The 13,301-nt window shown below is 67.4% G+C and carries 8 protein-coding genes; 3 read left to right on the plus strand and 5 right to left on the minus strand.

What is annotated here, in order from left to right:
• Window positions 1-13 precede the first annotated feature (13 nt).
• Both AC1DIQ_RS12470 and AC1DIQ_RS12475 read left to right on the plus strand, forming a co-directional pair.
• On the plus strand, window positions 14-3,193 hold the full coding sequence (locus AC1DIQ_RS12470) for a TonB-dependent receptor (protein ID WP_478050134.1): 3,180 nt from the start codon (window positions 14-16) through the stop codon (window positions 3,191-3,193).
• A 151-nt stretch (window positions 3,194-3,344) separates the two neighbouring features.
• On the plus strand, window positions 3,345-7,163 hold the full coding sequence (locus AC1DIQ_RS12475) for a LamG-like jellyroll fold domain-containing protein (protein ID WP_478050135.1): 3,819 nt from the start codon (window positions 3,345-3,347) through the stop codon (window positions 7,161-7,163).
• 45 nt (window positions 7,164-7,208) lie between these two features.
• On the opposite strand, the gene AC1DIQ_RS12480 is transcribed toward AC1DIQ_RS12475, so the two are convergent.
• The 5 genes from AC1DIQ_RS12480 to AC1DIQ_RS12500 all read right to left on the minus strand — a co-directional run bounded on the left by AC1DIQ_RS12480 (window position 7,209) and on the right by AC1DIQ_RS12500 (window position 12,283).
• Window positions 7,209-8,048: a PhzF family phenazine biosynthesis protein gene (locus tag AC1DIQ_RS12480; RefSeq protein WP_478050136.1), complete on the minus strand. Its 840-nt coding sequence runs from the start codon at window positions 8,046-8,048 to the stop codon at window positions 7,209-7,211.
• 81 nt (window positions 8,049-8,129) lie between these two features.
• Entirely contained in the window at window positions 8,130-8,720 is a 591-nt protein-coding gene (locus AC1DIQ_RS12485) for a cysteine dioxygenase family protein (RefSeq protein ID WP_152152764.1), read from the minus strand.
• A gap of 116 nt (window positions 8,721-8,836) precedes the next feature.
• A complete protein-coding gene (locus tag AC1DIQ_RS12490) occupies window positions 8,837-9,700 on the minus strand; it encodes a rhamnogalacturonan acetylesterase (RefSeq protein WP_478050137.1) in 864 nt (287 codons plus the stop codon).
• Window positions 9,700-11,322 carry a carboxylesterase/lipase family protein gene (locus AC1DIQ_RS12495; protein WP_478050138.1) on the minus strand — a complete coding sequence of 541 codons (1,623 nt, stop codon included), beginning with the start codon at window positions 11,320-11,322 and terminating at the stop codon, window positions 9,700-9,702. The genes AC1DIQ_RS12490 and AC1DIQ_RS12495 overlap by 1 nt, the downstream gene beginning before the upstream one ends.
• Window positions 11,315-12,283, minus strand: a complete 969-nt coding sequence (locus AC1DIQ_RS12500) for an alpha/beta hydrolase (RefSeq protein ID WP_478050139.1) — start codon at window positions 12,281-12,283, stop codon at window positions 11,315-11,317. The genes AC1DIQ_RS12495 and AC1DIQ_RS12500 overlap by 8 nt, the downstream gene beginning before the upstream one ends.
• Window positions 12,284-12,457: 174 nt before the next feature.
• Here AC1DIQ_RS12500 and AC1DIQ_RS12505 point away from each other — a divergent pair, with 174 nt between their 5' ends.
• On the plus strand, window positions 12,458-13,279 hold the full coding sequence (locus AC1DIQ_RS12505) for a 2-keto-4-pentenoate hydratase (RefSeq protein ID WP_121043811.1): 822 nt from the start codon (window positions 12,458-12,460) through the stop codon (window positions 13,277-13,279).
• Window positions 13,280-13,301 lie beyond the last annotated feature (22 nt).

Below are 13,301 nucleotides of genomic sequence, written 5' to 3' on the forward strand. Positions count from 1 at the left end.
GGGGTTACACACGATGGATCGGCTCGACACCCGTAAAAAGACACCGGTTACCTTGCTTGCAGTCTCAATCGCGTTCGCGCTGCAGAGCGTGGCCGGCATCGCCGCGGCACAGCAGACGCCCGAAGCGGCCGCCTCGCTCAATGCAGTGGATCTGGACAAAGTGGAGGTCAAAGCGACGTACCGCGAAAGCCTGCAGCAGTCCCTGGATGAAAAGCGCTACAGCGTCGAGCAGGTCGATGCGATCTACGCCGAAGACATCGGCAAGTTCCCCGATCTGAACCTGGCCGAGTCGATGCAGCGCATCGCCGGCGTCTCGATCGATCGCGAAGGTGGCGAAGGCCAGCAGATCTCCGTGCGCGGCCTGGGCTCGGATTTCACCCGCGTGCGCATCAACGGTCTGGAAGCGCTGTCCACCGCCGGCAGCGGCACCACCGGCGTCAACCGCAGCCGCGGCTTCGACTTCAATACCTTCGCCTCGGAGCTGTTCAGCCGGGTCAAGATCAACAAGACCCAGTCGGCGCAGACCGACGAGGGCTCGCTGGGTGCCACGGTCGATCTGCGCGGTTCGCGCCCGTTCGATTTCGAGGGCTTCCAGGCATCGCTCGGCGGCCAGTACGGCTACAACGAGCTGTCCAGGAACAAAGACCCGCGCATCTCCGGGCTGATCAGCAACACCTGGGCCGACGGCCGCGTCGGCGCGCTGATGTCGGTGGCCTACAGCAAGCGCACCATCTTCGAGGAAGGCTACAACCCGGTCCGCTGGGAGCACGGCAACTACCGCAACTCCAACCAGAGCACCGCGGCCAACAACGGCACCTACGGCTTCTGCAGCCCGGCCGGCTACAACCCGCAGACGCCGCGCAATCCGCTGGCCAACGAGACCGCCGCCGGTGTCGGCAGCGCCGCCAATCAGGCGCGCAGCAACGGCTGGGGCAGCTACGGCATCGATGCCACCCACTGCGGCCCCGGCCTGGACCGCCCCGCTGCGACGGCCGAGAACATCGCCGCCTACGAGACCGCGACCAACGCCTGGATCCCGCGTTACCCGCGCTATATCCGCACCGAACATGAGATCGAGCGCCTGGGCGTCACCGGCGCGCTGCAGTTCAAGGTCAGCGACGACACTCAGCTCAACCTGGACATGCTGTACTCCAAGCTCGACAAGAACGTGCGCGAAGATTCCATCGGCGCCAACCTGCACCGCACCGCGCAGTACGGCGGCAAGACCCAGATCGTGGTCCGCGAAGCACAGGCCGATGAGCAGAACCGCCTGACCTACGGCGTGTTCGACAACGTCGACTTCCGCACCGAGTCCACCGCGATTGAAGAGAGCACCGAGTTCAAGCAGTTCAGCCTGAACCTGGAACACCGCTTCAACGACGCGGTGCGCCTGGATGCGGTGATCGGCCACTCCGAATCCAACTACGAGCGGCCCGTCTTCTCGATGGTCAGCTTCGACAACAGCAACCTCGATGGCTTCGTGCTGGACATGCGCAACGGCAAGGTGCCTGCGATGTCCTTCCCGTTTGATCTCAACGCCGTGGATAACTGGAAGTGGCTGGGCTACGGCAGCACGCCGGTCAATGCCAACGGCACGGCGCGCGGCGGCAACATCAGCGAAGTGCGTCTGAACCCGCAGTACGTCGACAACGCCTTCGATACGGCCAAGGTCGACCTCACGTTCAACATCAATCCCACCTTCACCCTGCGCGGCGGTCTGGCCTACAAGGACTACGACATGAGCACGCAGGAGTACCGCAACATCAGCTACGGGCGCCTCTCGCAGGCGCTGCCGGCCGGTGTGGGCGTGGGTGACCTGAGCAACACGCTGAGCGGCTTCGGCAAGGGCATGGACGGCAACCTGCCCAACGCGTGGCTGGTGCCGGACTTCAACCAGATCGCCAAGCTGCTGGACATCTACTGCAACTGCAACACCGGCACGCTCGGCGGTGATTACCGCCTGGCCAGCGTCGGTCACTTCGGGGCGTCCAACAACAACTTCGACGTCAACGAGAAGAGCTACGGCAGCTACCTGCAGTTGGACTTCAACACCGACCTGCTGGGCCGCGCGTTCCGCGGCAACCTGGGCGTGCGCTACGTGCAGACCCGCATCACCGCCGATGGCTATGCGCCGTGCACGGCCACCAACGCCAATGATCTGTCCTCGGCGTGCGAGCCGTTCTTCGGCGTGGCCAGCGCCACTGCCGATCCCGGCGAGCGCCTGCAGGTCGGCACCAGGGTCGGCCACAAGTACGACGACTGGCTGCCCTCGTTGAACCTGGCCTGGGACCTGAGCGATACCTTCGTGCTGCGCTTCGGCGCGGCCAAGACCATGGCCCGCCCGACCCTGTCCAACCTGTCGCCGAGCGTCAGCGGTGGTCCCACCGCCTACTTCGATGACGACCGCAGCTACTCGATCAACCTGGGCAATCCCAAGCTCGATCCGTTCCGCTCGACCAACTACGACCTGAGCGCGGAGTGGTACTTCGACGAAGGCGCGCTGCTGTCGGCCGCGGTGTTCTACAAGGACATCGAGAGCTATGTGCAGCGCACCCGCCTGCTCACCACCTGGGCGGACATGGGCTACTCGCTGGATCTGCTGCCGACCGGCTTCAGCCCGGACACCGTGTTCAACGTGCAGAGCTACTTCAACACCCCGGGCGGCCCGCTCAAGGGCTATGAGGTGTCCTACCAGCAGCCTTTCAGCTTCCTGCCCGGCTTCTGGCGCAACTTCGGCGTGCAGCTGAACTACACGCACGTCGAATCCAAGATCAAGTACATGTTCAGCTCGGGCACCGGCAGCACGATCGTCACCACCTACACCGAGAACGACCTGCTGAATCTCTCGCCGAACTCGTACAACGCCACGCTGTACTACGACGACGGCCGCTTCAGCGCCCGCGTCTCCACCAGCTACCGCGACGCGTACATCAGCACCATCCTGTCGCAGGAGAACGTGTGGGACCTGGACGGCAACCAGTTCGCCACGGCTGATGTGCAGGGCAAGTACAGCGTGGAGAACGTGGATTTCAACATGTCCTACAAGGTCAACAAGAACCTCTCGCTGACCTTCGAAGCGATCAACCTGCTCGACACCGCCGATGAGCGCTATGTCGATTCGGCGTTGTCGCTGCCGGACCGCTACACGCATACCGGGCGGCAGTACTACCTCGGCCTGCGCTACAAGTTCTGACCGTGCTGCGCCTGCCGCCACCTGTATCGCGCCCGTCCCTGTCCTTCTCTCCGGGATGGCGGGCGCGGTGCGGGGGCGGGAGGCCACCGTGAGCCGCTGACGCCCGCTGGTGGTTCCGCTGTACTGTTTCTGCTGTCGAAAGGAAGGTCCCATGCATCGCCCTGTCGCCCCCTTGATCCGTCCCTCCCGCCTGTCCACCAGCCTGCTGGCGCTGCTGCTCGCCGGCAGTGGTACCGCCTGGGCGCAGACCGCACCGCAGCTGCTGTTCCACGTGTCGGCCGACCAGAGTCTGCAGGCCGATACCGCTGTGGGTGACCCGGTCCCCAACTTCGTGGACAAGGTGAAGCGGGTGCCCAACGGCGCGCATGGCAGCGCGATCGAATGGGCGGATGATGGCGTGTTGTCGTGGAACGCACCGGGCAACATCCAGGCACAGCGCGGCACACTCGGCTTCTTCTGGCGCTCGCGCTATGCGGTGGGTGAAGCGCCGTTCGTGATCTTCCGGGTCGGCTATGCCGACCACAGCAGCTGGGACATGGCCTGGCTGCGCATCGACTGGAATGGCCACGGCTTCGATGCCTTCGTCACCGATGCCAACCTGGCGCGCACGCGCGTGTCGTTCAAGCTCGACCAGAACCCCTCGCCGCAACAGTGGCAGCACATCGCCTTCGGCTGGGATGAGAACCACGGCGTGCGGCTGTACGTGGATGGCAGGGAGGTCGCCCGCCAGGAGACCACCGCCGACTACGATGCCGCACTCGATCAGCTCGGCCTGGCCGCGCGCGTGATGGCCCCCTACCAGGTGCAGAGCCGCTACAACTTCCTGCGCGGCAGCGATTTCGACGAGATCCGCGTCTATGACCGCCTGCTCGACCCAGCCGGCATGGCCGCGCTGGCCCGCAATGCCGCGCCCCGCACGGCAGTGGCCGAACCGGATCCGATGCGCGCCTGGCGCCATCGCCATGGCTGGGACGCTGCGCCGCCGCCGGCGCTGACCGCGCCGACCACCACGATCCGCAAGATCGAATTCGCCGATACCAAGGACCACAAGCAGTGGATGTGGAAGGCGACCGACGGTATCGCCGAAACCACCTGGCCGGGTGTCTACAACCGTTCACGGCTGCCGGGCCGCAACGATTACTTCCAGCTGCCGGACTGGAATACCTATGTAGAGGGTGGCCAGCAGCTCGACCTGACCCTGCCGGCCGGTGAGACCGTCAACCGCATCGAAGTGCGCGGCGCCGCCTTCGGCGGGTTGAGCCACAGTGTGGACGGCCAGCCAGCGCAGGCCCTGTTCGAGCGCCCGCAGGGAGTGGTCCGCAGCGTCAACCAGATCCCTGCGCAGGCGGGCGGCGTGCTGCACTTCCGCAATACCGCGCAGGAAACCCCGATCCAGGAAATCTGGGCGTACCAGGTCAGCGATGCCGCCGAGCCGGAGGGCACGGTCAAGCAGCGCTACCTGATCGACAGCCAGGCCCTGCCGGACTACACCAACATAGCGGCGCTGCGCGAGTACATCCAGGGCCGCTACCCGGCTGCCGAACGCAGCACGGTGATGGCGCTGCCCAAGGGCGCCGGCTCACGCAAGCGCACGGCCGATACGCTGCCCGCGCAGCCGATGCCGATCGTGCACGTGCTGATCCCTTCCGGCGTGAGCGACGCCCCAGCCGCACAGCCGCTGATCCGCAGCTGGGCACACAGCTGGGAGAACATGCATGACGGCCTGGACGGCATCGCGATCGATCTGCCGAAGCTGGATCTGCCCGCGACCCATGACGGCCTGATCCCGCTCAACATCCGCATCAAGGACCCGCTGTGGCCGGCGCGCGACATGATCGACGTGTCGGTCTCGGTCAAGCCGGGCCAGAAGCGCACGCTGTGGCTGGACCTGCGCGATCGCATCCTGACCGCCGACAGCCTGTGGATCTCCGTCGCGTCGGCCGCACCGGGGTTCAACGCCACCTCGCTGGACGGTGCGGAAATCCGCATGGTCTACAAGGACCGCGACGAGGCGAAGAAAGAACACATCGCCGACCGCTTCAACCAGGTGCGCGACAACTGGGGCTTCCTGGTCGAAGAACACACCACTTCCAAGCGCCAGCGCCTGTACGCGCGCGTGTACGCCGATCTCAGCGACCTGCTGCGGGTGGACCCGGACCACGAGCTCGGCCGCCTGTACTGGAACTACATCAGCTACAACAGCCAGGGCAAACCGCCGTTCACCCAGCCCGCGGCACCCAACGGCGTGCCGCTGTGGGCGTTCCGGCAGACCGAAGATCTCAAGTACGTGCGTCGCTTCATCGAATGGTGGATCGATAACCGCCAGATCGCCTACGGTGATTTCGGCGGCGGCATCTCCGACGATTCCGACCTGACCCAGCAGTGGCCGGGGCTGGCCCTGATGGGCGTGCAGCCGGACAAGCTCAATGCCTCGCTGACCGCGCTGTCCGATGCGGTGTACCGCAATGGCATGTTCAGCAACGGCCTGAGCACCATCGAGACCGACGAACTGCATTCCTACGAGGAGGGCATCAACACCAACAGCGCGATGCTCTACCTCAACTGGGGCGATCCGCTCACCATCGAGCGCCTGATGGAAACGGTGAAGGCGTTCGACGAACGCATCATCCTGCCCAACCCGCAGGGCCATCTGCTGTTCTCCAGCAACTGGTTCGGCGGCAACAAGGTCTACCGCGAACCGAACTGGCAATGGCAGAAGCCGTATTCCTTCCCGGTGCTGCACCCGGCGTTCCTGATCGGCCAGTACAACGCCGATCCGACCGGCCGCAAGCTGGTCACCGGCCTGGCCGATGGCTATCTCGCCCACGCCTACACCGACGACAAGGGCCGCTGGGCACTGCCGAACGAGATCAACTGGGCAACCGGCAAGACCCGCGGCGGTGAGCTCAACAACGGCTCGGGCAGCGGCGACATCATGCATACCTTCTGGGCGGCATGGCGCTGGACCGGCGATGACAAGTACCTCAAGGCGCTGGACTACCGCGTCGAGCGCGGTGGGCCGGGGGCGTTGTCCAACTTGGGCGAGAACTACGTCGAGGCCCTGGGGCGCAGCGCCGAATGGAACCCGCGCTTCATCAGCGATGCCGAGGGTGGCAGCACCGGCTTCGCCAGCCTGATGGCGTGGCAGGCCACCGGCAACAAGAAGTACCTGGAGGCGCTGCATGCCGATGGCATCCAGGCCAAGGCGCAACGCGAATACATGAACACTGAAGGCCACTGGTGGTCCGACCGCGTCGAAGCGCCAAGCGAATTCCTGCAGCGTGCACGCCTGGGCGGCATCGCGCTCAAGCGCAACCAGAGCTGGCCGGGCCACACCGTGAGCTGGCGCTTCGCCCAGCCGCAGGCCGCCGAGCAGGTCGCGCTGCTGGTACATGCACCCTCGCCGGACCGCTTCAAGGTGATCGCCTACAACCTGGGCAAGCACGCGGTGGAGGCGGAGATGAGCACCTGGAACGTCACCGCCGGGCAATGGCGGATGACCAGCGGCGTGGACCGCAACGGCGATGACACCATCGACGGCAAGGCCACCACGCGTGATCTCACCCTGGAACGCAGTGCCTCGACCACGCTGCGGTTCGTGCCGGGCCAGAGCCAGGTGTTCGAGTTCGAGCTGGTGCAGGCCGGCACGCCGGTCGAACAGCGGCCCGACCTCGGCATCGGGCGCGGCGATGTGCGCGTGGACGGGCGCCAGGTGCAGGTGACCGTGCACAGCCTGGGCCATGTCGCGACCGGTGTGGGCGTGGCAGTGCTGGAAGATGCCAGGGGCCGTGAGCTGGCCCGGGCCGAGATTCCGAGGTTGGCGGCGCCGAGCGACCTGCTGCCGAAGACCACGATTGTCAGCCTGCCGTTGCCGGCCGGGGATCGCGGTGGCCTGCGCGTACGGGTGATGCAGGCCGACGGTGCGGCCGAAGTGACCCAGCGCAACAATGGGGTGGCGCTGGACCCGTAACGCCATGCGGTGCATGGCGCTGCCGGCTCCCGGCCCCTGTCTGGCTCACAGCGTGACCTGCCCCTCGATGCAGGTCACACAGTCGCCACCGATCCACAACGCATCGCCCACCCGCTCCACCCGCAGCCGCCCGGCACGGCCGATCGCCGTGCCCTGGCTGATCACATAGCGATCCGGTGCTTCGCCGGTGGCCAGCAGCCAGCGCGCGATGCCGGCATTGAGGCTGCCCGTGGCCGGGTCTTCCGGCGCGCCGTCGCCGGCAATGAAGGCGCGGCTCTCGTACTGGGCCTCGTCTCCATCACTGGGCAGCCAAGGCCCGAACACACCCACCTTCACGCCCTCCAGCTGCGCATAGTCCGGCTGGACCGCAAGTACGGCCGCACGATCACGCAGGCGCAGTGCCAGCCAGCCGGTACCGTTGTCTGCCCAGCGCGCGTCCACGACGTCCTCCGCGGCTACGCCGAGACCGCGGCGCACCTGTTCGCGCAGTGCCGGTGCCAAGGGCTCGCCGCGCAGCAGCGGCGGCGCCAGGAATGCCAGACCGGACGCGCTGCGCCGTATCCGCACCAGGCCGATCCCGCACTCCTGCACGATCTCCTCGCCCTTCGGCACGCCACCATGCGCCAGCCACGCATGGCAGCTGCCCAGGGTGGGATGCCCGGCGAACGGCAGCTCTTCCAGCGTGGTGAAGATGCGCACGCGATAATCCGCCTGCGGATCGGTCGGCGGCAGCAGGAAGGTGGTCTCGCTCAGGTTGGTCCAGCGGGCGAACGCGGTCATGCGAGCGTCGTCCACGCCTTCTGCATCGAGCACCACGGCCAGCGGATTGCCGCGCAGCGGATCCTGGCTGAAGACATTGACCTGTTGGAACGGCAGCGTAGGCATGGCGGAACGTCGGGAAACGGGTGGAGTGCGCATGATGCGCGGCACCGCGGCGTCGGGTCGAGCGCTGCGCCCGGTCGCACCCTAGGCTGCGTCGGTTTCCATCACCTGCACGCGGCGCTGGTACCAGTCATCGGCCTCGGGTTCGAAGACGGCGCTGCGGGTCATCTCGCCCTGGTACACGTGTACCGAGATCGCCAGGTCGTCATCGCTGGTGTTGCGGATGGTGTGGTACTCGTGCGGCGGGATCAGGCTGCCGGCACTGCCGCAGTCGCCCAGCACGGGCGGCTCCGGGCGGAAACGGAAGCGTTCGCCGTCGCGCTCCAGCAACTGGTACTGGGTGATCGCCAGCTGGCCCAGCCAGACCCCCTCCACGCACCACAGCCCGCTGTGGTCGTGCAGCGGCGTGCCCTGCCCCGGCCCCCAGCTCATGGCGACGATGCTGTAGCCGTGCTCCGGGCTGCGATACAGCTCGCGGCGGGCATAGTGATCCTCGATCGGGTGGTGCACGCAGGCCGGCAGCTGGATGCGGCTGTCGGCGATCGCCTCGCGCAACGCCGCGCGCAGCGTGGCGGCGATCTGGTGCGCGTGCTCGTGCTGGACGGCATGGTCGACGGCGGCGATCAATCGATCACGGCCATGGAACGGAGGAAACGGGTTGCATTGGTCTTGCATGCCCCGAGTCTAGGCGATCCCGGTGAACAGCGTGTTTGACCTGAATCACATCCAATCGACCCACAATCCCCGACGTAGCAATCTATTCGAAAGAATTCGAAGGGTCCGCCTATCGATCAGGGAATCAGCAACGGTCGCAACGACGGGACCTGCCCGGCCAGTTCCTCGGTGACCAGCGTGGCGAACAGCGCCGCGCCATCCGGGCCCAGGTGGGTGTAATCGAACGCGACCTTGGCCTGCCCCATGGGCTCGGTGACGGCGTTGTTCTGCGCGGCCGGTGCGCCAGCCACGGGCGCTGCGCCCACAGTCGTGCCCTCCAGCGCTGCGCTGACCTGGGCGGGCGTGGCGGCCGCCTGCGCCAGCGGCATGGCCGCGACCGGCCCCAGCGCCTGTACCACCGCGCGGCTGCGCGCGTGCAGGTCCACCAGGGGCACCTCCAGCTCGCGCGCCACGGCGCGGACCGCCTCGGCCCAGGGGGCCAGGTCATCGATCAGCACGCCATCGGCGAACTGGCGTCGGGTCAACGGGGTCAGCAGCACCGGCTGCGCACCGGCGGCACGGATCTCACGCACATAGCGGCGCAGGTTGTCCGGGAACTCGCGCTGCAGATCGGTGGAGCGGCCCGGCTTGCCGGGCTGGTCGTTGTGGCCGAACTGGACCAGTACCCATGTGGTGGCATAGCCGGGCGTGCGCATCTCCGCCTCGGCCAGCGCCCACGAGCCCTCGGCGCGGTAGTTGTAGGTACTGCGGCCGCCACGGGCCAGGTTGGTGCAGGTCAGGAACGAGGTCACGTGCCGCGCGCAGAAGGCCGGGCCCCAGCCGCCCTGCACGGCCGTGGTGGAATCACCGACCAGCACGATCTTGCTGGCCCGGATCGGGGTCGGGGCCGGGCGATCCAGCACCGCCGGATCCACGGCGGCCTGCGCCGCGCTCATCAGGCCGAACAGCGCGCTGCCCAGCAGCCAGGACGTACACCGCATCAGAACGTACCTCGTTGAATGAAGGGGGCCTGCTGATAGAGGCGACGCTCGCCACCGCGCGGGTCGTCGGCCTGCTGTGGGGGGGTATCGAACAGCATCGTTTCGCGGCGGGCCAGCGAATAGGTCTGCCAGCGTGGCAGTCCGCCGTGATTTGGATCGCCATGGCGGGCGAAGGCGATCAAGGCCTCGCTCATCGTGGCCGCCACGCGGGTCGCCGCTTCGCTGTCACCGGTGCGCGAGCCGGGCCGATCGGTGGTATCGAACACCAGCGGGATATCCAGCGTGTGGAACGCGCCAAACCTGCCGCCGTCCAGCGGCGAGCCCCAATCGAGTTGATAGGCCCAGGTGGGGGCGCCCTGGCGCGCACGCGCCTCCAGTTCCTCCACCGCACCGCGCCACGAACGACCGGCGGTGGTGGCCGCGAATAACACTTCCGAAGGCGTGTAATGCGGATACAGGCGGCGGTACTCGGCGATCACCACCGAGGGCAGCAGGTCCACGTACTGCTCTTTTTCGAGCTTGGCCGGCAGCGTCTCCCAGGTCAGTGCGAAGTTGGCCGGGTCGTTGCCGAGGAAAGCGCGGGTTTCATCGTGGGTGTTGCCGATCACCATCGGAATCCCGGCGGACTGCGCGGGCGCCTCCGGCCAGAACGGATGCACCGGCAACGAACGCCCGTCGAGCACCGGCCCGACGTAGAGACTGCTGTTCTCCACGCGCGAAGGGTCGCGCGCACGGGTGGCGGCCAGCAGCGCTTCCATCGGCATCGTGCGCAACGCGTCGGCATCGGCTGCGCCCACCGCCTGCATCGCGATCTGCGCGCGCTGGGTGGCGGCACGCGGGCCGGCCGCGGTCACCTGCTGCCCGCTCATGGTCCACGCGCGCTGGAACAGGCCGCGCGCGGCGGGCATGGCCATCAGCGTGGCGATCTTCGCGCCGCCGCCGGATTGCCCCACCACGGTGATGTTGCCCGCATCGCCGCCGAACTCGGGCGCATGCTGGCGCACCCACTGCAGCGCCTGGACCAGATCGAGCTGGCCGACGTTGCCGGAATCGGCGAAACGCGCATCGCCCAGCTGCGCCAGGTACAGATAGCCGAACACATTGAGGCGATGGTTGACCGTGACCACCACCACGTCGCCGCGCCGGCACAACGCGCTGCCGTCGTACAGCGGGTCGCTGCCCGAGCCGTTGTTGTAGGCGCCGCCGTGGATGTAGAACACGATCGGGCGCTTGCCGCCATCGCGCAGCGCCGGGGTCCACACATTGAGGTAGAGGCAGTCTTCGCTGCCCGGCCCTTCGCTGCCGCCCTGCGGCGCGGCATTGCCGTACGCCAGCGCATCACGCACGCCGCGCCAGGCCGATTCCTGCACGGCCGGCTGGAAGCGCCGGGCGGCGGTATCGGCGCCGTAGGGAAGGCCGCGGAACACGTGGATGCCCTGCTCCTGCTGCCCGCGCACGCGGCCACTGCGCACGCGCGCCAGCGGCGCGGCATCGTGGCGCGGGCCGGGCACGCCCGCGAAGGCGGGCAGCAGGGGCAGGCTGGTCGCACCGAGCATCACGGCATAGCGCGCGCTGTCGCGCAGGAAACGGCGCCGCTGCAGGTCGGCGGGGGAATCAGTCATGGCGCGCGGGCTCCGTGTGGCGCGAGGGAATCCAGCGCAGCGCCAGCTCAGGCCACTGCGCGACGGTCAAACCGGCCGGGATGCGCACGCCGAAGCCATGGCCGCCGAACGGGAACAGATGCATTTCGGTGGTGACACCGGCGCGCAGCAGCGCCTGGTAATACACCAGGCTGTTGTGCACCGAGACCACGTTGTCGTCCTGCGCATGCACCAGGAAGGTCGGCGGCGTATCGGCGCGGACCTGATCCTGCATCGAAAACTGCCGCTGCAGCGCCGCATCCGGATGCGGCCCGAGCAGACGGGTACGCGAGCCGGTATGCGCATGCGTGCCCATGTCGATCACCGGGTAGATCAGCAGCGCGACATCCGGCCGCGCGCTGAGCGCATCGATGGCATCGCGATGCGGATAGGCCGGTGCATCGAAGCCGTTGCTCAACCGCGCGGCAACGTGCCCGCCGGCCGAGAAACCCATCACCCCGATGCGCTGCGGATCAATCTGCCATCGCGCGGCATCGGCGCGGATCACCCGCATCGCACGCTGGGCATCGGCCAGTGCGGCCTGGCGATCACTGCGGCCGGCGGGCAGCCGGTAACGCAGCACGAACAGGGTCACCCCACCCTGCTCGACGAACGCCGGCACCAGCGCGGTGCCTTCCTTGTCGAGCACGATGCGCTGATAGCCGCCGCCCGGCACCACCAGCAGGGCGCTGCCATTCGGGCGCGCCGGCCGGTATACGACCAGGTAGGGCGCACTGACGTTGTCGATGTAGCGGTCCGGCAGCGCCGGATCGCGGCTGCGCTCGATCACGTTGGGCACGGTGGCCGGGCCGCCTTCGCCGGGCACCTGGCCGTCCGGCCACAGCACGATGCGATCGGGGGCGCCGGCGGCCGGTTCGGTTTCCGGTACGGCACGCTCGGCCGCGTGGGCCAGGCCGCCGGCCAGCAGCAGGAGAGTCAGCATGGGCAACGCGAGGAAGCGGCGCATCCGGGTACGTCCTTGGGCATGGGAACAGGCATCGTGCCTGACCGGCAGCCGTTCTGATGCGCTGCACATTGCCAATGACACCGGTTTACCATATACAGCACATCCAACCGCTGTCGATTGGCAGTGCAACAATTTTTCCGGGAGACCCGCTTGAGCAACGACCACGGCAAACAGGACCTGCCCGACCAGGGGTTGGGCGAGATCGCCCGGCACTTCGTCAGCGCCCGCCAACACGGCCAATCCCTGCCCGATTTCCCGGGAACGATCCCGGAAGACCTGGTCACCGCCTATCAGGTACAGGACCAGGCCATCGGCCTGTGGGACGACCAGGTGGTCGGCTGGAAAGTCGGCTACATCGCCGCCGAGCGCCGCGATGCCTCGGGCGATGATCGCCTGCTGGGCCCCATCTTCTCGCGTCAGCTCTGGAATGCTACCGGTGGAACAGTCGAGATTCCGGTGTTCGTCGGCGGGTTCGGCGCGGTCGAGGCCGAGTACGTGATCCAGCTGCAGGAAGACGCCCCGGCGGACAAGCTGCACTGGACCCCCGAAGAGGCCGAGGCGCTGCCCGCCAGGCTTTTCATCGGTGTGGAAGTGGCCAGCAGCCCGCTGGCGACGATCAACAAGCTCGGCCCGCGCGTGGTGGTGTCGGACTTCGGCAACAACAACGGCCTGGTGCTCGGCACCGAGATCGCGGACTGGACGCGCCTGGATGACGCCGACCTGCGTGCGGAAACCCGCATCGAAGGCGAGGTGGTCGGCACCGGTGGCGCGACCCTGCTGCCCGGTGGCCTGCGCACCGCCTATGCGTTCGCACTGGGGCGTTCGGCGCAGCGTGGGCGGCCGTTGAAGGCCGGCGATCTGATCGCCAGTGGCAACGCCACCGGCATCCACGACATCGCCGTGGGCCAGCAAGCATTGATCCGTTTCGTCGGCTACGGCGACATTACCTGCAAGGCCATCGCCGCCGGATAACCGCGCGGACATGGCGAGCACG

The organism is Stenotrophomonas sp. 05L413 (assembly GCF_056397945.1).

Coding starts and splice junctions, on each gene's coding strand:
- AC1DIQ_RS12470 (WP_478050134.1), top strand. CDS start 14: ATGGATCGGCTCGACACCCGTAAAAAGACACCGGTTACCTTGCTTGCA.
- AC1DIQ_RS12490 (WP_478050137.1), bottom strand. CDS start 9,700: ATGCGGTGTACGTCCTGGCTGCTGGGCAGCGCGCTGTTCGGCCTGATG.
- AC1DIQ_RS12500 (WP_478050139.1), bottom strand. CDS start 12,283: ATGCTGACTCTCCTGCTGCTGGCCGGCGGCCTGGCCCACGCGGCCGAG.
- AC1DIQ_RS12475 (WP_478050135.1), top strand. CDS start 3,345: ATGCATCGCCCTGTCGCCCCCTTGATCCGTCCCTCCCGCCTGTCCACC.
- AC1DIQ_RS12485 (WP_152152764.1), bottom strand. CDS start 8,720: ATGCAAGACCAATGCAACCCGTTTCCTCCGTTCCATGGCCGTGATCGA.
- AC1DIQ_RS12480 (WP_478050136.1), bottom strand. CDS start 8,048: ATGCCTACGCTGCCGTTCCAACAGGTCAATGTCTTCAGCCAGGATCCG.
- AC1DIQ_RS12495 (WP_478050138.1), bottom strand. CDS start 11,322: ATGACTGATTCCCCCGCCGACCTGCAGCGGCGCCGTTTCCTGCGCGAC.